The sequence below is a fragment of the Streptomyces sp. NPDC054783 genome, assembly GCF_053611725.1.
Genome location: NZ_JBSHAY010000002.1, coordinates 55,223 through 73,453, shown reverse-complemented (window position 1 = coordinate 73,453; position 18,231 = coordinate 55,223). Strand labels below are relative to the sequence as shown.

The following is an 18,231-nucleotide window of genomic DNA, read 5'->3' as shown; positions in this document are numbered from 1 at the left end:
GTGTCCTACCCAGACACTCCTACCAAGGCATCGGCCTCAGCAGCAGGTTGTGCGGGCGGAGAGTGATACCCACACGGGTCGTGTCGTCGGACCCGGCGACCTGCTCGAACCGGTACTTCGCCGAGATCGCCGCGGTGATCAGGCTCAGCTGGGCCATGGAGAAGTGGTCGCTGGGGCACTTGCGGTTGCCGACGCTGAAGGGGCTCATGGCGTACTTGGGCACCTCCTTGGCCCGCTCCGGCAGCCACCGGTCGGGGTCGAAGTCGAGGTGGCGGTCATAGGAGCGGGCGTCGCGCTGGATCGCGTAGGGGCTGTAGACGATGTCCGCCCCGGCCGGAATGCGATAGTCGCCGAGCGCGGTGTCGGTCACCGCGCGCCGCGTCAATATCCATACGGCCGGCCTGAGCCGCATGGCCTCGACGACGACATTGTTGGTGTGCGTGAGTGAGCGGACGTGCTCGAATCCGACCGGTCGGCCGCCGGTCACGGATTCGACCTCGGTCCGTACCTTCTCGGCGTGTTCCGGGTGTTCCGCGAGGACCTGAAGCAGCCACATGATCGTGGAAGCCACTGTTTCGCTTCCGGGGGTGAGTATCGCGACGACCTGGTCGTGGATCTCCTGTTCCCCGATGGGGTCGCCATTGTCGTCCTTTGCCTCCAGCAATGCCGTCAGCAAATCGTCCGGCTTTTGACCAGATGCCCTCCGCTCGGCGACGATCTCGTCCACCAGCAGATGCAAATCGGCCAGTGCCCGGTTGAATTCGCGGTTGGCCGGGAACGGCAGCCGGTACAGCGGCCCGAGCGGGATGACCATCCGCCGGTACATGCCGCGGAAGACGGTGGCGAGGTCGACGCTGAGCCGCTCGGCGCGCTCGTCCATGTACTCGCCGCGCAGCAGGCAGCGGGCGGCGATGCGGACGGCCACCCGGAAGGACTCCGAGGTGCAGTCGACGGTCCGGCCGGGCCGCCAGCGCTCGGTCAGCGCGTGCGCCTCCTCCTCCATGATCGGCCCGTAGTCGGGGATCGCGTCGAGACGGAACGCGGGCTGGATGGTGCGCCGCTGACGCCGGTGCCGGGGGCCGTTGGCGGTGGCCACGCCCTCCTTGCCGAGCAGCCCTTCGAGGGACTCCCACAGGGGTCCGTCGATCTTGAAGTCGGGGTTGAGCGCGAGCGCGCCGGTGAGCTCCGGGGCAGTGACGGCGTACACCGTCTTGGGGCCGAGCTTGAGGCGTACGACGTCGCCGTGGTCGCGTAGCCGGGACATGAACGCGAGCGGGTCGCGGACCAGTTTCAGGCCGTGCCCGAGGCCCGGCACGGCGCCCCCGGCCAGGGGGGGTTCACGCAGCTCGGTGGTCTCGGAGGTCAGGGGGTGCACAGACTCGACGGTCATTGCTCACCTGCCGCTTCGTTCGTGACGTACGGGGGCGTGGACCGGTCGTCCCAGGTGTCGACCATGTACCGGCCGGACTCGTGGTGGAACCAGTAGACGGAACTGAACCAGTTCCGCATGTTGCCGACGCAGGCGCGCACCGCGGCGCTCAGTTCCTTTCCGTGGACGGTGCCGTCGGCGAGGCCGTCGGCGAATCGAAGGGCTTCCTGCTCGACTTGGAGGAATTCACTGATGCATTCCTCGACGCGCCGCCTCACTTCGTCCACCGATTCCTCGAGAGTCAGCCCCTCATGGATGATGAGACTGATGCCGAGATTGTGGACCTCGTCGCCCGCTATTTCCTTCGGCAGCGAGCACAGATCGTTGTACCAGGCGGCGAATTCCTGACTGAGCAGCGCGGCCCGGCGATAGGCCGGGTTTTTCCGTACCGATTCCGGGAGTTCACACCCGGCGCTCGGCTCCAGCAGGTCCGTCCATATCCAGTGGGCGAAGGTGTGCCGGCGCAGGGCGAGGTATTCCTCGACGCCGGGAATGTATCCCTTGGTGCGGTTGCGGAACTCTCGGTCGTAGGCCTCGACCACCGTGTGGAAGTGCCGGGCGAACCGCTGGTTCCAGGTGCGCGGCAGGAAGCCGTACAGCCGCAGCACGCCGTCCGCGAACCCGGCGACCAGCGGGTCCGGGTGGTGCAGATGGTGCCGGGGTGCGTCGAGGGCCGCGTGCAGGCGGTGCCGGAGGCGCCGCCAGTCGTCGGCCCGGCCGTGGACGACATACCGGTCGTGGCGGTCGTCCCAGACGAAGAACCATGCGCTGTAGTCGGCGATGGCCTGCAGGACCTCTTCGGGGGCGCCGAGGTAGTAGCCCGCCATGAGGTCGGTGTAGCACAGTCCGTCGGCATATTCCTGCACCTTGTCCGCAGGCATGAGCCGTTTTTCCAGCAGCCAGAGCCGCGTCTTCTCCTGGAGTCGTGGCCAATACGGGTGCAGTTGCCGAGGAAAGGCGGACTCGATCACCGGAAGTGCCAGCGAGGGTGGTACTACGACCGCCATCGGCGCCGCTGTGGTGCCATGTGGGAAAGCATGCACGTACAAACCCCTCTCAGCCGCCAGGAGCGCACACCCCTCCCGTCGTGCCGGGCGTGCGCCGTTGCGTATCCCCGCACTTCCATTCAGCACCACAACTGACCGTCATGGGAACGGATTTGCTTCACTCACTACCCCAGGATGCCGAGAATCCCCCCTTGCGTGACCGATTAAGGATCACCGGCAGGATAGAAGCGATCGGTTGTACGACGCACTGACGATCCGGGCGAGGTCATGCAAAGGGCGCCCGACCGGGAGCGATCCCGGCCGGGCGCCCCAAGGTCCCGCTGCCGACTAGTCGTTGGCGACCACCGGATAACGTGGCTCGTTCTCGGCCATCTGCCGCAGCGCGTCCTTGCGGTCCCGCTTGGACAGCCGGTCGATGTACAGGTAGCCGTAGAGGTGGTCGGTCTCGTGCTGCAAACACCGGGCGAAGTAGCCGGTGCCGCGGACCTTGACCGGGTTGCCCCGCTCGTCCTGGCCGGTCACCTCGGCGTAGTCGGGCCGGGCGAGCGGCGCGTACGCCGTCGGCACGGACAGGCAGCCCTCGTTGCTGTCGTCCAGGCGGCGCCTGTCCGCGGGCAGCTCGACGAGCCTGGGGTTGCAGACCACCCCGACGTGCCGGACGCCCTCGTCGTCGGGGCAGTCGTACACGAAGACCTTCAGGTCGACACCGATCTGGTTGGCGGCCAGGCCCACGCCCTCGGCGGTGCGCTGGCTGGCGAACATGTCGGCGACGAGCTGCTGCAGCTCCTCGCCGAACTCGGTGACGTCCTTGCACTCCTTGTGCAGCACCGGGTTGCCGACGACCGTGATCGGCCGCGAGGTCCCCCGCTCCCGCCAGGCCTCCTCGCGCTCCTCGCAGTCCTCCGTGTCGACGACGTACCCCTCCTCGTCGACGGGGAGCACGCCCGCGTGCTGCTGATCGGTGTCCTGCTGCGCCATGACCGACGTACGCCTTCCTGCAAACCTGGGAAAAGTCTCGGGTACAGCCTAAAGGCGGCAGGTCGTCGGCGGCTCAGCAAACCTCTTCCAGGTCCCGCCAGTCCCTGGAGTCCGGGCTGTCCGCGACCCACCCGTCCAGCAACCCCCGCACCAGCGAAGCCGGCGCCGACACCCCGCACTCCCGCTCCGGCACCCACAGCTGCCCGTCCGTCCGATGCCCCAGCGGCCCGGGATGACCGGGCTCACTGTGGTCGTGCGGATCCAGGTGATCGCCCTCGCCCTCGTCCGACGGCATCCGCGACTCCGAGCACATCCGGCACAGCAGCCGCACCGAGGAGGACCAGTCCTCCGCGGCGAACCCCGCGTCCGCGGCCAGCTGCTCCAGCGCGTCCCGGTCCGCCTCCGTGGCCGCCTCCAGCAGCACCACCCAGGTCGGAACGGGTGAGGGCGCCCACAGCTCGATCTCGTCGAAGACCGGGTAGGCATGGCCGGTGGACGTCGTGCGCTCGCCGTGCGGGACCCCGTCGTGCAGCACGACCTCGCCCCAGCGCCGCCCGGACGAGGGAAGCGGGATGGACAGCACCTCGATCCGCGCCGGGTCCAGCCTGCGGCCCCACACCACCTCGGCCTCGCCCTCCGGGGAGAGCCGTACGGCCGCGCTGCCCAACTCCATGCCGACCGGTTCCCCGGCCACGGCGGCGCCGCCGGGCACCTTCAGCCCGTACGCCTGCCAGGAGCGGCGGGCCAGCGGCCAGTCCTGCAGGGCGGTGGCGGCGATGCCGACGTTCCACCAGTCGGGCGCCCCGGCCTCCCGGTCCAGCAGCGCGACCGCCCGCAGACCGGCGGCGCGGGCCTGTTCCCAGTCGTGCCGGAACTTGTGCAGCAGGGCGAGGTTGAACCAGGACTCCGACAGCCAGGGCTCCAGATCGGCGGCCCGTGTCAGCAGCTCGCCCGCGTCCTCGTACCGGCCGTCGCCGATCAGCGTGAACGCGCGGTCGGTGGCCTGCCGCCAGGAGGCGGAGGGCCGGTGCCGTCCCTTTCCGAAGATCCTCACGATTCCCGCCTGCCAGTTCCAGTTCCGCACAGTGGGCTGGCTTGTGCCCCCGGACACCCTCTCCCTCGCATCCAACCACGTGCGGTGGGAAAGGCGCTCATTACCCATGGGTTACCCAGCCGGGAGCGGGGTCAGACAGTGCCGTGCGTCTCCCCTCGCCCCCCACCGGCGCGCTGTCCCACCAGGTCCGTGGCCGGGCCAGGACCCGGGACAGGGACTCCACCACCTCCGGATCGTAGTCACCGGCGGTGCCGAGACGCAGCTCCTCCAGCGCCCGCAGGGGCCCCTCGGGGCCGGCGTCCCGGGTCTTCTCCTCGTAGGCGTTCACGGCCCGGACGATCCGGGCGGCGACGGGCTGTTCACGCCAGGGTTCCGCCTGCTGTTCCACCACCACGGCGACGGCCGCGGGCACACCGGTCTGCCGCACGACGGCCCCGCCGAGCAGCGCGATGCGCCGCTGCTCGGCGGCGGGCAGGGCGGCGGTGGCGCCGGCCGGGACCGGGTCGACCAGGCTGAGCTGGCCGATGTCGTGCATGAGGGCCGCGTACTCCAGGACGGTCGGTTCGTCCCCGGTCAGGCCGAGATCCCGGCCGACGGCGAGGCTGAGCGCGGCCACGCGGCGGGCGTGCCCGGCCGGGGTGCAGCCGGCTATCTCGGTGGCGCGGGCGAGGGAGGCGATGGTCTGCCGGTAGGTGGCGCGGACGGCCGCGTACCGGCGCAGGGACAACTGGGTGAGCAGCAGGGGCAGGCAGAACACGGGCAGCGCCCACAGCCCGGCGACGGCGACCCCGAGCGCCATCACCGCACCGGTCGCGCAGACGGCGGAGCCGATGCCGAGCAGCCCGCGCAGTTCCTCGCGCAGGCACGGGCCGAACGGCCAGCGGGTGCGGGAGTGGGCCAGAGCGGCGGCCAGGACGGCGTCGCACAGGGCGGTGAGGCAGAGCAGGGCGACCAGGAGCAGGGCGTGTTCGGGGCCGCTCCAGGAGGTGAACACGCCCTTGTTGTAGAGGGGTTGGAAGCAGACGGCGGCGAAGCCGACGGTGAGCACGCGGCGGGCCAGATGGTCGAGGGTGGGGGTGCGTCCGTGCCAGATGTGCGGGACGGCGCCGAGCAGGGCGGCGGCGAGGACCACGGTGACGACCTGCGCCGCGTTGTGGTGCGTGGGCCGCCCGGCCACTGCTGCGAGCAGGGCGTACGACAGCGAGCCCGCGGTGGCGAGGGGGGCGGCCTGCCGTACCTGGGCGCCGCTCCAGCGGGTCAGCTCGCCGACGGCTATGAGCACCCCGAAGGCGAGGGCGACGCCCCGTCCGTCGAGCCCGGTCCACAGGGTGACGGCGAGGGAGCCGGCCGCGGCGAGGGCGGCGGCGCCGTGGACGATCCGCAGCGCGGTCACCCGGGTGTCCCGATGACCGGCGTCCGGCCCTGGCTCTCCTGCGGCGTCCCGGTGTCCTCGGACGTGACCGTGGGATGCCAGCCGTAGCGGCCCAGCGCGCGGGCGAGCGCGTCCACCATGCGCGGGTCGAACTGCGTACCGGCGCAGGCCTCCAGCTCGGCGACGGCGGCCTCGACGGGGCGGGCCCGGCGGTAGGAGCGGGTGGAGGTCATCGCGTCGAAGGCGTCGGCGACGGCGACGACGCGGGCGCACTCGGGGATCCGGGTGCCGAGGAGGCCGTACGGGTAGCCGCTGCCGTCGAGGCGTTCGTGGTGGTGCAGGATCGCGGCGCGGGCCTCGCCGAGGAAGGAGATCCCGCGGACCATCTCATGGCCGTACTCGGGGTGCAGTTCGATGATCCGGCGTTCCTCGGGGGTCAGCGGGCCGTCCTTGCGCAGCAGCCTCGTCGGGACGCCGAGCTTGCCGACGTCGTGCAGGATGCCGGCGAAGCGCAGGACCTCGACTCGGTCGTCGTCCATGCCGAGTTCGCGGGCGATCATCACGGAGGCCTGGCCGACGCGTTCGCTGTGGCCGCGGGTGTAGCCGTCCTTGATGTCGACCGCCTGCACCAGGGCGCGGATGGTGGCCTGGTGGGCGGCGCGTTCCCGGTGGTACTGGGCGAAGATCCACCAGGACACGCACATCGGCAGCAACACGAGCAGCGCGGCGACCGGGCCGTACGGGCTGCGCCACAGCACGGCCATCATCAGCCCGGCGAGTCCGTGCACCGCGACCGGCGCGAGGCAGCGGGACAGCAGCCCGCGCCAGGCCCGGCGCAGCGGGATGCCCAGGGCGACGGCGCGGGTGCCGCCGTCGAGGACGGTGAGGATCAGGCAGAAGGCGAGGACGGCAGCGCCGGCGGGCAGCAGCGCGTACGGGAAGTCGGAGGCGACGACCGCGTCCCGGCCGCCGAGTGCCCAGTGCACCCGGGCGGCGCCCCACACGGCGAGCGCGGGCCGCGCGGCCCGCCAGACGCGCCGGAGCGGCGCGGGCCGGTGCCCGGCCCCTTCGGCCGGCGAGAGCAGGGCCGCGGGCAGCGGGACCAGGGCGGCGGCCGGCGGGGGCAGCAGGAACGCCCCGGCGAGCAGCACGGGGTAGAAGGTGCCGCCGAAGCGCCGGCGCACGACGTGTTCACAGGCGGCGTAGAGCACGGAGAGCAGGCCGAGCGCCCACCAGGGGGTGCGTATCGCCGGGAGCGGCAGGAGGCAGAGCAGCGCCAGCAGGGCGACGGCGGCCACCCAGCCGCGTGCTCTCGCCGGTACCGCCTCCATCGCTCCCCTCCCCGACCGTGCCTGCCCGGGCTCGGAGCCTAGGGCGGGAATCGGGGGGTGCGGGGTCTACGACCTGAGGATTAGCACGTTCGGGTGACAACCCAGGCCGGTGGCGGTCAGCTCTCCTGCGGAGTGGCGGTCACGTCGTGCTCGGGCACGGCCTGCCCGGAGCGGATCAGGTCGATCCGTCCCATGACCTTGGCGCGCAGGTCCGCGGGTACGTCGTCATGCCCGCAGCACCGCTTGACCAGCTTCTTCACGGCCTGCTCCAGGCCGTACTTCTCCAGGCACGGGGAGCATTCCTCGAAGTGGTGCTGGAACTTGTCGCGATCGACTTCCGGCATCTCGCTGTCGAGGAACTCGTACAGATGGTCGAGGACCTCACTGCAGTCCGTCTCGTGCGGCTCTCCGCAGCTCATGAGCCCGAGCCTTTCGCTTCGTTCGACTCTCCGGCGCCCGCCGGGACCAGCCCGCGGTCACGGGCGTAGTCCTCCAGCATGCCGCGCAGCTGACGGCGGCCCCGGTGCAGCCGGGACATCACCGTACCGATGGGTGTCCCCATGATGTCCGCGATCTCCTTGTACGCAAAGCCCTCTACGTCCGCGAGGTAGACGGCGATGCGGAACTCCTCGGGGATCGCCTGCAGCGCTTCCTTCACGTCCGAGTCGGGCAGGTGGTCGAGCGCCTGCGACTCGGCGGAGCGCAGACCCGTCGACATGTGCGACTCGGCGCGGGCGAGCTGCCAGTCCTCGATCTCCTCCGCGGCGGAGCGCTGCGGCTCGCGCTGCTTCTTGCGGTAGGAGTTGATGAAGGTGTTGGTGAGGATCCGGTACAGCCACGCCTTGAGGTTGGTGCCCTCGCGGAACTGGTGGAAGGACGCGTACGCCTTGGCATAGGTCTCCTGCACCAGGTCCTCGGCGTCGGCCGGGTTGCGCGTCATGCGCAGCGCAGCCGAGTACATCTGGTCGAGGAACTCGAGCGCGTCCCGCTCGAAGCGCGCACTGCGCTCGGCGGTGGACTCGGAGATCGCCTCCGCGCTCACGCCCTGGCCCTCGGGCTGCTCCGCCTGGCCGTTGTCGGTCCCTGCGTCGGTACCGGTGACCGGACCCACCTCCTCAAGATCCCGGGCAGGACCGAGACCGGTCCCACTCGTTTCGGAGGATAGAACACGACCCGTGCCTGCCGCCCCTCGAATAGGAGCGGTCTTGGCCGCGTGCAGCACCGTCCAGTCCAGGTCGGGACTGCTGCTGCGGGCCGGGCAGATGGTCGAACCCATGCGGCGGACTTCCTCTCCTACGACGTCGGTGCCGAGGCCTCAGCACTTCTGTCCGCCACAACAGTGGTCCGGCGCGGGGCATTCCCGGCCGTCACCCGAGTGACCCGAGCCACTCCACGACACCGTCGGTGATGATCTCCAGGGCCCGCTCCTCGGTGATCTCCGCGCGCTTGGGGATCGCGAACCCGTGATCCCCGTACGGCACTTCGATCAGCCCGAAGCCGCCTTCGGGGAACTCCTCCGGCTTGCCGAAGGGGTCGTTGCCGCCCTGCACGACCAGCGTGGGCACGCCGGACCCGAGCAGCTCCTCGGCGCGGGACTTCTCGGGCCTGCCCGGCGGGTGCAGCGGGAAGCTGAGCGCGAGTACGGCGTGTGCGGCCAGCTCGGCCGCCGTACGGCAGGCGACCCGGGCCCCGGCGCTGCGGCCGCCGGAGACCACCGGCAGCTCCATCCCGGACAGCGCGGGCCAGATGCCGCGCCAGCCGGTGTCCAGGGTCTTCGGCGCGGGGGCGACCTTCTTCCCGGCGACGCGCCAGGGCTGCTCCACGAGGGCCACGGTCACGCCGTGCTCCGGGAGCACCCGGGCGAGCGCCTGGAGGTCCCGTGCCTCGATGCCACCGCCCGCGCCGTGACTCACGGCCAGCACCAGCCGGGCCCGCTTCGCCCTGTGCCAGGTGATGCGTGCGGTCCCGGCGTCGGTCTCGACAATCTCGATCACGCTAGAAGAGTGTGCCCTCTTCCGGCGCCTCGAGCTCCTTCAGCAGCTCCGGGCCGTTGTTGCGGACGTTGCTGACGGCCGTGGAGACCGGGTAGGCGCGCATCAGGCCGGGCGGGGGCGGCGCCAGCAGGTCGCGCAGGCCGTCGGGGTCGGTGCGGCCCGGGTCGAGCCAGGCGTCCCAGCGGTCCGGGGTGAGCATCAGCGGCATCCGGGGGTGGATGTCGACCAGGGAGTGCGGTCCGTCGGCGGGGGCCACGGCCAGCGGGGTCCTCTCGGCCTCCGTGGTGATCACCGAGCAGGTGACCCACCAGGCCTGCGGATGGTCGTCGGGCAGGGTCCGGTCGCGCCAGAACTCGTACAGTCCGGCCATCGCGAACACCGAGCCGTCGGCCGGCAGCACGAAGTACGGCTGTTTGCGCGGCCGCTTCTTCCTGCCCTCGACCTCCAGGTCGCGCTCCTGCTCGCCGGTGACCCACTCGTAGTAGCCGTCGGCGGGGATGATGCAGCGCCGGGCGGCGAAGGCGCGGCGGTAGGCGGGCTTCTCGTGCACGGTCTCGGCGCGCGCGTTGATCATCCGGGCGCCGCCCTCGGGCGTCTTGGCCCAGGACGGCACCAGTCCCCACTTCAGCTTGCGCAGCTGCCGAACCGGCCGCGGCTCGGACGCCTCTTTCAGGGGACGGTCCAGGACGGCGTAGACCTCCTTGGTCGGGGCCACGTTGTAGTCGGGATCCAGGGTCTCCTCGGGCTCCCACTTCTCGATCTCGAAGATTCCTGCGAGATCCTCGGGCCTACGACTCGACGCATACCGTCCGCACATAAGGAACCACCCATCCGACCTGCGGAAACGCTAAACCCAGGGTCTTCACTACCTTACGCAAGGAAGACGAGCGGTCCGAGGTGACGACCGAAGTCCCGGAGATCGCCCGGAACACGGCGTTCGCCGGTCGGAGAAACGAAGTCGGAGAAACGAAAGTGACAGGTGATGCGCTGGGTCTCTTGGGGATCGCGTAACGGCCCGACGGTCACGGGTTGGCGGGGCCACGTCATCCGGTCCCCATGGGTTCGACGTGTGGCAAGTGATGCCACGTTTCCTCAGGGTGGGGCATGAGAACTGCATACAGAAGCCGGCGAGCGCGTCCGTCCGGACTGAAGAAGCGCGCCTGGGTGGCGTTGGGAGCGGTCGTCGCGGGAGGCGGCCTGGCGGTGGCAGCCGTCGCGGCGGCCGGGCAGGGCGGCGGTTCCGGAGCGGCGCCGGGGCCGGTCAAGACCCATGTGCACTCGCTGGCCCTGACCGGCTCGAGCGCGGCGCTCAAGACGCTGGGGGCCCGGTCCACGGCCCCGTTCAGCATGGTGGGCATCACCTGGAACGGCGCGCACACCTCGCTGCACGGCACGGTGACGGTACGCACCCGCTCGGCCGCGAACGGTCACTGGACGCCGTGGCTGAAGATACAACAGCCCGACGACATACCCGACCCGGCCGAACTGAACCGTCCCGGAGTACGGGGCGGGATGTCGCCGATGTGGGCGGGGCCGTCGAACGGCATCCAGGTCCGCGCGGCCGGCGCGCACCGCACGGCCGCGCTGCCCGCCGGACTGCGGGTGGACCTGATCGACCCGGGCAAGGCCGCCGCGGGCACCGGGGGCACGACGGGCTCCGGCATGGCCCCGGCCGGCTACGCCATGGACGCGACGGCCACCGACACCGCTACGGCCACCGACGCGGCCACGCCGACGGACACGGCCGGCGCGACCGGCACCGCAACGGCCACCGACAGCGCCACCCCGGCCGACACGGCGACGGCGACGGGCCCGGCCACCCCGACGGCCACGGACTCCACCTCCGCCGCGCCTTCCACCAGCGCCTCTTCCTCCGCCACCGGGTCCCCCTCCGCCTCCGTCTCGCCGAGCGCCTCGCCGACGTCCTGGCCCAGTCAGCTGCCGACCATGGACCAGGCGTACCCGTCCTGCCCGGCCTCCTCGGCCAGCCCCTCCGCGTCGGCGTCGCCGACCGCGCCGGACCCGATGCCGGCCGCGACCACCTCCACGGTGGCGCCGCCGACCGTGGTCACCCGGGCCGGCTGGGGCGCGGACGAATGCGCCAGGGAGTCCGGTTACCCGTCGTACGGCTCGGCGGTGAAGGTGATGTTCGTCCACCACACGGACACCACGAACAACTACTCCTGCGCCGACTCCCCGGCGATCGTGCGGGGCATCTACGCCGAGCACCTCAACCAGGGCTGGCGCGACCTCGGTTACAACTTCCTGGTCGACAAGTGCGGCACCATCTTCGAGGGCCGCTTCGGCGGGATGGCGCTGCCTGTCGTCGGCGCGCAGACCTACGGGTTCAACACCAACAGCATGGGCGTGGCCGCCATCGGCACGTACACCGACTTCAGCGGCGGCGACGCCACGGCCAGCACCTTCCCGGGGGCCACGCCGACGCAGGCGATGCTGGGCTCGATCGCCCGGATCGCCGCCTGGAAGTTCGGCATGACCGGGGTGAACCCGAGCACCGGTACCGCGTCGCTGCCCGAGGGCGCCTCCGACAGCCACGGCTTCGCCCTGGGCACCAGCTACAGCTTCAACGTCGTCTCCGGGCACCGCAACGGCTTCGCCACCGACTGCCCCGGCAACCAGCTCTACAACGCCCTGAGCACGATCCGCTCCTACGCGGCCGGGCCGGTCGGTGCCGTCTCCGTCACCGGGATGTCCGGCGGGGCGACCAAGTCCGGCACGAGCTACTACACCAAGGGCGCGGCCACGGTGAGCTGGACGACCGCCACGCCGTCCGCCGTGATCTCCGGCTTCGACGTGCTGGTCGACGGCAAGGCCGTGGCGCACACCTCCGGTTCCGCGCGCTCCGCCGCGATCTCGGTCGCGGCCGGCAGCCACACCGTCCAGGTCCGTGCCACCCACGTCCGCGGCTCGACCACCCCGTCCGGTTCGGTCACCCTGGTCGGCGACACGACCGCGCCCACCTTCCCGACCGCTCCCGGCGTGCAGATGCGCACCGGCACGGTGAGCTCCACCGCGGTCCCGGTCACGGTGACCTGGAAGGCCGCCGACAACGCGGCGCTCGCCAAGGTCATGGCGACCTCGCCGTCCTCGGCCACCTTCGGCCCGACCGTGACCTCCTGGGCGACCAGCGCCAAGCCCGGCAGCTCTGACCTGTTCGCGCTGAAGGCGTACGACGTGGCCGGGAACAGCGTGGGCGCCTCCGTCTACCGGACGCCGTCGATCATCCAGGAGACCTCCACCACCCGCACCGGCACCTGGACCCACAGGAGCAGCACCAGCTACCTCGGCGGCTACTCCTACAGCTCCTCCTCCGCCGGGGCTTCGATCAGCTGGACCTTCACCGGCCGCTCGGTGGCCTGGATCGTCTCGCGGGCCTCGACCTCCGGCCAGGCGTACATCTACGTCGACGGCACCAAGGTCACCGAGGTCGACCTGAAGTCCTCGACCACTCTGTACCGCCAGGCGATCTGGACGAAGACCTGGTCCAGCTCCGCCAAGCACACCCTGAAGATCGTCGTGGTGGGCACCTCGGGCCGCCCGACCGTCACCACCGACGGCATCGCGACCATCGGCTGACCAACAGCCCGCCGGTCAGCACACAGTCAGCACAGGTAGCGCCAGAGCCCCGGATCACTCCGGGGCTCTGGCGCTGTGACCTGCACGTTTGCCGTCAGGAACGATCGCTGCCGCGTAGGCGTCCCAGATATCGTCCGCACGTACGTGCCACACTGCCAGACTCCGCACGACGACAGGGAGCCCTCACCGGACATGGACAGCCTCGCCGCCCTCGCGCTGCCCGACCTCTGGGACCGGCTCACCGGTACCCAGCCCGATCCCGACGTGTGGGTGGTGCTCGCCACCTCGGCGGCCGCGCTCGCCGTCGTCGTCCCGCACACCCTGTGGCGGATATCCCGCAACGCGATCACCATCGCGCACGAGGGCGGCCACGGTCTGATCGCGCTGCTCACCGGCCGGCAGCTCACCGGCATCCGGCTGCACTCCGACACCAGCGGCCTCACGGTCAGCCGGGGCAAGCCGTACGGGCTCGGCATGATCCTGACGGCGGCGGCCGGGTACACCGCCCCCTCGCTGCTGGGCCTCGGCGGCGCCGCCCTGCTGGCGGCCGGCCGCATCACGCTGCTGCTGTGGGCGGCGACGGCGCTGCTGGTGGCGATGCTGGTGATGATCCGCAACGCGTACGGCGTCCTGACCGTGGTGCTGGCGGGGGGTGCCTTCCTGCTGGTGTCGTGGCTGACGGGGCCCCAGGTGCAGGCGGCGTTCGCGTATGCGGTGGTGTGGTTCCTGCTGTTCGGCGGGGTACGGCCGCCGTTCGAGCTGCAGCTGAAGCGGTCACGGGGTGGCGCCGGGGACTCGGACGCGGACCAGCTGTCGCGGCTGACGCACGTACCGGCGGGGCTGTGGCTGTTCCTGTTCCACGCGGTGTCGCTGTCCTCGCTGATCGGCGGGGGCCGCTGGCTGCTTCAGACGTGACGTCCGGGGGACCGTACGAAAGGCCCTGGCAGGCCACGCTCGCCCGCGCACCTTCCCTGAACCTGGCGTCGAGATCCGCCACGGCCTTTCCGCGGCAGCCGTTCACGGGCACGCTCTCGCCGTTCCGTTTCGGCACTGCCGGAATCCGGCGGGAGACGACAGCCGTATTCCTCCGCGGCAGGAGACCCCGTACCTGCGGTCGGCATTGAAGCAGGTCGCCACGGCCGCGACGACGGGGAACCGTAGGAGAGATGCGGCGAATCGACACCCGCGGCCCGCTCGGGCCGGCGCCTCCCGCGTGCAGGGGCCCGGCCGTCCCCAGCCACTAAAGTGGGGCCATGACCGTTAACCCCGCACACACCGCCCTCTGGCCCGCCCCGCACGCGAGCGGAGCCGTCGACGCGACGGTCCACGTGCCCGGGTCCAAGTCGGTCACCAACCGCGCCCTGGTGCTGGCGGCCCTCGCCTCCGAGCCCGGCTGGCTGCGCCGCCCGCTGCGCTCCCGCGACACCCTGCTGATGGCCGGTGCCCTGCGTGCGATGGGTGTGGAGATCGAGGAGGGGGTCGGCCCCGACGGCACCGGCGAGGCCTGGCGGGTGCTGCCGACGGGCCTGCGCGGCCCGGCCACGGTCGACGTCGGCAACGCCGGCACGGTGATGCGCTTCCTGCCGCCGGTGGCGGCGCTGGCCGACGGCCCGATCCGGTTCGACGGCGACCCGCGGTCGTACGAGCGCCCCCTGCACGGGGTGATCGACGCGCTGCGGCAGCTCGGTGCCCGGATCGACGACGACGGCCGTGGCGCGCTGCCGCTGACCGTGCACGGCGGCGGGGCCCTGGACGGCGGCCCGGTGTCGATCGACGCGTCGTCCTCGTCGCAGTTCGTGTCGGCCCTGCTCCTGTCCGGTCCGCGCTTCAACCAGGGCGTCGAGGTCCGCCACACCGGTGCGACCCTGCCCTCCATGCCGCACATCCGGATGACCGTCGACATGCTGCGCGCGGTCGGCGCCCAGGTCGACACCCCGGAGTCGGGCGGCGAGCCGAACGTGTGGCGCGTGACGCCGGGCGCGCTCCTCGGCCGGGACCTGACGATCGAGCCGGACCTGTCCAACGCCCAGCCGTTCCTGGCGGCGGCCCTGGTCACCGGCGGCAAGGTGCTGATCCCGGACTGGCCGGAGCGCACCACGCAGCCGGGTGACCGGCTGCGGGAGATCTTCACCGAGATGGGCGGGTCCTGCGAACTCACCGAGTTCGGGCTGGTGTTCACCGGTTCCGGCGCCATCCACGGCATCGACGTCGACCTGGGCGACGTCGGCGAGCTGACCCCGGGCGTCGCGGCCGTCGCCGCCCTCGCGGACTCCCCTTCGACCCTGCGGGGCGTGGCCCATCTGCGGCTGCACGAGACGGACCGGCTGGCCGCGCTCACCAAGGAGATCAACGAGCTCGGCGGTGACGTCACCGAGACCGCCGACGGCCTGCACATCCGCCCGCGCCCGCTGCACGGCGGCGTCTTCCACACCTACGAGGACCACCGCATGGCGACCGCCGGTGCGATCATCGGTCTCGCCGTCGAGGGCGTGCGGATCGAGAACGTGGCGACCACGGCGAAGACCCTGCCGGACTTCCCCGAGCTGTGGACCGGGATGCTCGGGCAGTAGGGGACGTACGCCATGCGCCGCTACGGCAAGCACACCGACGAGGACGACATCCGCAGCCGTCCCGGCCGCCGGGGCACCCGGCCTCGTACGAACATCCGGCCCAAGCACGAGGACGCCGCCGAGGGCCTGGTCCTCACGGTCGACCGGGGCCGGCTGACCTGCCTGGTCGACGACCGGACCGTGCTCGCGATGAAGGCCCGCGAACTGGGCCGCAAGGCGGCGGTGGTCGGGGACCGGGTGGCCCTGGTCGGCGACCTGACCGGCAAGAAGGACACACTCGCCCGGATCGTCCGCATCGAGGAGCGTACGTCGGTGCTGCGGCGCACGGCCGACGACGACGACCCGTACGAGCGCGTGGTCGTCGCCAACGCCGACCAGCTGGCGATCGTCACGGCCCTGGCCGACCCGGAACCGCGCCCGCGTCTGATCGACCGCTGTCTGGTCGCGGCCTTCGACGGCGGCCTGGAGCCGCTGCTGGTGATGACCAAGTCGGACCTGGCTCCGCCGGACAAGCTGCTGGAGCTGTACGGCGCCCTCGACATCCCGTACCTCGTCACCAGCCGCGAGGAACTGGAGAACGGGGACGCGGCGGACCGGGTGCGGGAGTACCTGGACGGCAGGGTCACCGCGTTCGTGGGCCACTCGGGCGTCGGCAAGACGACGCTGGTGAACGCGCTGGTCCCCGAGAAGCGGCGGCGTATGACGGGACGCGTCAACGCGGTGACGGGCCGCGGCCGCCACACCACGACATCGGCCCTGGCGCTCCCCCTGTCCGATGCGGAGGGCTGGGTCATCGACACCCCCGGGGTCCGCTCCTTCGGCCTGGCGCACATCGACCCGTCCCGGGTGATCCACGCCTTCCCGGATCTGGAACCCGGCACGGAGGGCTGCCCGCGCGCGTGCAGCCACGACGAGCCGGACTGCGCGCTGGACGCCTGGGTCGCGGACGGCCACGCGGACCCGGCGCGCCTGTACTCGCTGCGCCGTCTGCTGGCCACGCGGGAGCGCACGGAAGGCGACTGAGCGGCCTTGCGTTGTTTGCCGGGGCCCGGGTTCGGTAAGTGCATAATCGCACCGAGCCGGAGATCCGGATCAACGGGAGGACCACACATGGCGTGGCTGCTGGTCATCGTGGCCGGGATGCTGGAGACCGGTTTCGCCGTGTGCCTGAAGCTCTCGCACGGGTTCACCCGGCTCTGGCCGACCATCGCCTTCGCCTCGTTCGCCCTCGGCAGCTTCGGTCTGCTCACCCTGTCCCTGAAGAAGCTCGACGTGGGCCCGGCCTACGCGGTGTGGACCGGCATCGGCGCGGCCGGCACCGCGATCTACGGCATGGTCTTCCTCGGCGACCTGGTGTCCACCCTGAAGATCGTCTCGATCAGCCTGGTCATCGTCGGGGTGATCGGGCTGCAGTTGTCGGGGTCGGCGCACTAGGGCCCCGGGCATGGACTCCGAGCAGGACACCGGCCCCGTCCGGCACCGCGACCAGGGGGAGTGGCCGGCCCGGTTCGCCGACCGCATCCTGGTGGTCTGCCCCCGCTGCGGCGGCCGGGCGGACGTCACTCCGCGCCCTGGTCTGCCCGCCCTCAAGTACTACTCCGAGCTGTTGTTCAGGCCTCGTCGGCTCACGTGTGGAGCGTGTGGCGCGCACGCCGAGTGGACGGCGGCCGTGCAGGGCGGCGGGCTGGTCGCGGCGCAGCTCGGCGGGACCGAGGACCCGTTCTTCCGGCGGCCCCTGTGGCTGCAGACCCGTTGTGCGAGCCGGGTTCTGTGGGCCTACAACGTGGCCCACGTCGACGCGCTGGCCGCCTATGTCGGTGCCGTGTTGCGCGAGGGCGGCACCGGTGCCACGAGGGCGATGTTCCCGCGGCTGCCCCGGTGGATGAAGGAGTCCGGCCGCCGTCCGGAGGTGCTGGCCGGCCTGGAGCGGCTGCGCGCGCTGTCGGAGCGTTCGGCTCCCGAGGACCGGTCCGACGCGGCCCACGAGCACGGCGACCGCGCCCGGCCGTACGGGGCCCGGTACTTCCGGGGCGGCCCGTACTGAGATCAGTGCGAGCTTCGATCACCGGGGGCTGGGATCACTGAGACCTGCGGATCGCTGAGACCTGCGGATCGCTGAGACCTGCGGATCACACCGGCTGGCGGGGGAAGACCGCGCGGATCAGCTCCGCCGTGCCGTTCTCCCCCGGCGGTGCCGCGACGCAGGACAGGGCGAGGCGTACGGCCAGTTCACAGGGGCGGGCCAGGTCGGCGGTGTCGGTGGGGCCGGAGGCGGGGCCGGCCAGCGCGATGACCGCACGGTCCCGCACGATCCGTACGAAGTCGCGGGGCGTGGGCAGCGGGCCGTCGGCGCGGCGCTGCGCCGGCACCGAGGAGGAGGACGGTACGGCGGCGAGCGGTGGGGCGGGCAGCCGTTCGCTCCAGCAGCCGGTGAGCATGGCCCGTACCAGCGCGTTGTCCCGCGCTGCGGAGCTGGTCCATTCGGCGACGGCGGTGAGCCGTTGCGTCGCCTCGCCCGGCCCGGCGAGGGCCCTCTCCACTCCGGCGAGATAGCCGTCGGCCTCCCGCCGCACCAGCGCGCGGGCCAGCCCGTCCTTGCTGCCGAACTCGTTGTACAGGGTCTGCCGGGACACCCCAGCCGCCGCGGCCACGTCGACCATCCGCACCGCGGACCACGGCCGGCGCGCGAGGGCCGTATGGGCGGCGTCCAACAGGGACTCCCGGGCAGCAGGCATCATCGCCTCCCTGGGGGCGGAGCGGCTCTGCGCCCAGATTTGACGCGCTTGTATGCACTGTCAAGGGTTCGCGGAGGTTCGGGGAGCGGTTCGGCCGGGGGCCGGTTGCCGTACGGGGAGCTGCGGGCAGCCGTATCCGCAGAGCCTGCGGGCGGTCGTGCCGC

Annotated in this window: 17 protein-coding genes; 6 read left to right on the top strand and 11 right to left on the bottom strand. The window is 71.7% G+C overall.

Annotation, left to right across the window (positions count from 1 at the left end; genetic code table 11):
- Positions 1–19 precede the first annotated feature (19 nt).
- The 10 genes from ACWGJ5_RS04635 to ACWGJ5_RS04590 all read right to left on the bottom strand — a co-directional run bounded on the left by ACWGJ5_RS04635 (position 20) and on the right by ACWGJ5_RS04590 (position 9,982).
- The gene (locus ACWGJ5_RS04635; RefSeq protein ID WP_453308335.1) at positions 20–1,390 is read right to left on the bottom strand and encodes a bifunctional albaflavenone monooxygenase/terpene synthase; all 1,371 of its coding nucleotides are present in this window, start codon (positions 1,388–1,390) and stop codon (positions 20–22) included.
- On the bottom strand, positions 1,387–2,472 hold the full coding sequence (gene cyc1, locus ACWGJ5_RS04630; RefSeq protein ID WP_453308334.1) for an epi-isozizaene synthase: 1,086 nt from the start codon (positions 2,470–2,472) through the stop codon (positions 1,387–1,389). Before cyc1 ends, ACWGJ5_RS04635 begins: the two co-directional genes overlap by 4 nt.
- Positions 2,473–2,763: 291 nt before the next feature.
- Complete coding sequence (gene def, locus ACWGJ5_RS04625) at positions 2,764–3,414, bottom strand: peptide deformylase (RefSeq protein WP_453308333.1); 651 nt, start codon at positions 3,412–3,414, stop codon at positions 2,764–2,766.
- A 73-nt stretch (positions 3,415–3,487) separates the two neighbouring features.
- Positions 3,488–4,468 (bottom strand): tetratricopeptide repeat protein, encoded by a 981-nt coding sequence (locus tag ACWGJ5_RS04620; protein ID WP_453308332.1) that lies wholly within the window; start codon positions 4,466–4,468, stop codon positions 3,488–3,490.
- 100 nt (positions 4,469–4,568) lie between these two features.
- The gene (locus ACWGJ5_RS04615; RefSeq protein WP_453308331.1) at positions 4,569–5,861 is read right to left on the bottom strand and encodes an HD-GYP domain-containing protein; all 1,293 of its coding nucleotides are present in this window, start codon (positions 5,859–5,861) and stop codon (positions 4,569–4,571) included.
- Entirely contained in the window at positions 5,858–7,171 is a 1,314-nt protein-coding gene (locus tag ACWGJ5_RS04610; RefSeq protein WP_453308330.1) for an HD-GYP domain-containing protein, read from the bottom strand. The genes ACWGJ5_RS04615 and ACWGJ5_RS04610 overlap by 4 nt, the downstream gene beginning before the upstream one ends.
- 116 nt (positions 7,172–7,287) lie before the next feature.
- The gene (rsrA, locus tag ACWGJ5_RS04605) at positions 7,288–7,590 is read right to left on the bottom strand and encodes a mycothiol system anti-sigma-R factor (RefSeq protein ID WP_228623420.1); all 303 of its coding nucleotides are present in this window, start codon (positions 7,588–7,590) and stop codon (positions 7,288–7,290) included.
- The gene (gene sigR, locus ACWGJ5_RS04600; protein ID WP_228623419.1) at positions 7,587–8,282 is read right to left on the bottom strand and encodes an RNA polymerase sigma factor SigR; all 696 of its coding nucleotides are present in this window, start codon (positions 8,280–8,282) and stop codon (positions 7,587–7,589) included. The genes rsrA and sigR overlap by 4 nt, the downstream gene beginning before the upstream one ends.
- A gap of 256 nt (positions 8,283–8,538) precedes the next feature.
- The gene (locus ACWGJ5_RS04595; RefSeq protein ID WP_453308329.1) at positions 8,539–9,165 is read right to left on the bottom strand and encodes an alpha/beta hydrolase family protein; all 627 of its coding nucleotides are present in this window, start codon (positions 9,163–9,165) and stop codon (positions 8,539–8,541) included.
- A gap of 1 nt (position 9,166) precedes the next feature.
- Positions 9,167–9,982 (bottom strand): SOS response-associated peptidase, encoded by an 816-nt coding sequence (locus ACWGJ5_RS04590; protein WP_453308328.1) that lies wholly within the window; start codon positions 9,980–9,982, stop codon positions 9,167–9,169.
- 347 nt (positions 9,983–10,329) lie between these two features.
- Between ACWGJ5_RS04590 and ACWGJ5_RS04585 the strand changes: the two genes are divergently transcribed.
- From ACWGJ5_RS04585 to ACWGJ5_RS04560, 6 genes are all read left to right on the top strand, one after another.
- The gene (locus ACWGJ5_RS04585) at positions 10,330–12,762 is read left to right on the top strand and encodes an N-acetylmuramoyl-L-alanine amidase (RefSeq protein ID WP_453308327.1); all 2,433 of its coding nucleotides are present in this window, start codon (positions 10,330–10,332) and stop codon (positions 12,760–12,762) included.
- 192 nt (positions 12,763–12,954) lie between these two features.
- The gene (locus tag ACWGJ5_RS04580) at positions 12,955–13,677 is read left to right on the top strand and encodes a M50 family metallopeptidase (protein ID WP_453308326.1); all 723 of its coding nucleotides are present in this window, start codon (positions 12,955–12,957) and stop codon (positions 13,675–13,677) included.
- 338 nt (positions 13,678–14,015) lie between these two features.
- Complete coding sequence (aroA, locus tag ACWGJ5_RS04575; RefSeq protein WP_228623415.1) at positions 14,016–15,332, top strand: 3-phosphoshikimate 1-carboxyvinyltransferase; 1,317 nt, start codon at positions 14,016–14,018, stop codon at positions 15,330–15,332.
- 12 nt (positions 15,333–15,344) lie between these two features.
- Positions 15,345–16,355, top strand: coding sequence for a ribosome small subunit-dependent GTPase A (rsgA, locus tag ACWGJ5_RS04570; RefSeq protein WP_453308325.1), 1,011 nt, complete (start codon positions 15,345–15,347; stop codon positions 16,353–16,355).
- A gap of 87 nt (positions 16,356–16,442) precedes the next feature.
- Positions 16,443–16,766 (top strand): DMT family transporter, encoded by a 324-nt coding sequence (locus ACWGJ5_RS04565; protein ID WP_228623413.1) that lies wholly within the window; start codon positions 16,443–16,445, stop codon positions 16,764–16,766.
- Positions 16,767–16,776: 10 nt separating this feature from the next.
- A complete protein-coding gene (locus ACWGJ5_RS04560; RefSeq protein ID WP_453308324.1) occupies positions 16,777–17,376 on the top strand; it encodes a hypothetical protein in 600 nt (199 codons plus the stop codon).
- 85 nt (positions 17,377–17,461) lie between these two features.
- Here ACWGJ5_RS04560 and ACWGJ5_RS04555 read toward each other — a convergent pair whose 3' ends face one another.
- Complete coding sequence (locus ACWGJ5_RS04555; RefSeq protein ID WP_453308323.1) at positions 17,462–18,070, bottom strand: TetR/AcrR family transcriptional regulator; 609 nt, start codon at positions 18,068–18,070, stop codon at positions 17,462–17,464.
- Positions 18,071–18,231: the final 161 nt, after the last annotated feature.

Coding starts and splice junctions, on each gene's coding strand:
- ACWGJ5_RS04635 (WP_453308335.1), bottom strand. CDS start 1,390: ATGACCGTCGAGTCTGTGCACCCCCTGACCTCCGAGACCACCGAGCTG.
- ACWGJ5_RS04580 (WP_453308326.1), top strand. CDS start 12,955: ATGGACAGCCTCGCCGCCCTCGCGCTGCCCGACCTCTGGGACCGGCTC.
- ACWGJ5_RS04555 (WP_453308323.1), bottom strand. CDS start 18,070: ATGATGCCTGCTGCCCGGGAGTCCCTGTTGGACGCCGCCCATACGGCC.
- rsgA (WP_453308325.1), top strand. CDS start 15,345: ATGCGCCGCTACGGCAAGCACACCGACGAGGACGACATCCGCAGCCGT.
- ACWGJ5_RS04560 (WP_453308324.1), top strand. CDS start 16,777: ATGGACTCCGAGCAGGACACCGGCCCCGTCCGGCACCGCGACCAGGGG.
- ACWGJ5_RS04565 (WP_228623413.1), top strand. CDS start 16,443: ATGGCGTGGCTGCTGGTCATCGTGGCCGGGATGCTGGAGACCGGTTTC.
- ACWGJ5_RS04610 (WP_453308330.1), bottom strand. CDS start 7,171: ATGGAGGCGGTACCGGCGAGAGCACGCGGCTGGGTGGCCGCCGTCGCC.
- def (WP_453308333.1), bottom strand. CDS start 3,414: ATGGCGCAGCAGGACACCGATCAGCAGCACGCGGGCGTGCTCCCCGTC.
- aroA (WP_228623415.1), top strand. CDS start 14,016: ATGACCGTTAACCCCGCACACACCGCCCTCTGGCCCGCCCCGCACGCG.
- rsrA (WP_228623420.1), bottom strand. CDS start 7,590: ATGAGCTGCGGAGAGCCGCACGAGACGGACTGCAGTGAGGTCCTCGAC.
- ACWGJ5_RS04590 (WP_453308328.1), bottom strand. CDS start 9,982: ATGTGCGGACGGTATGCGTCGAGTCGTAGGCCCGAGGATCTCGCAGGA.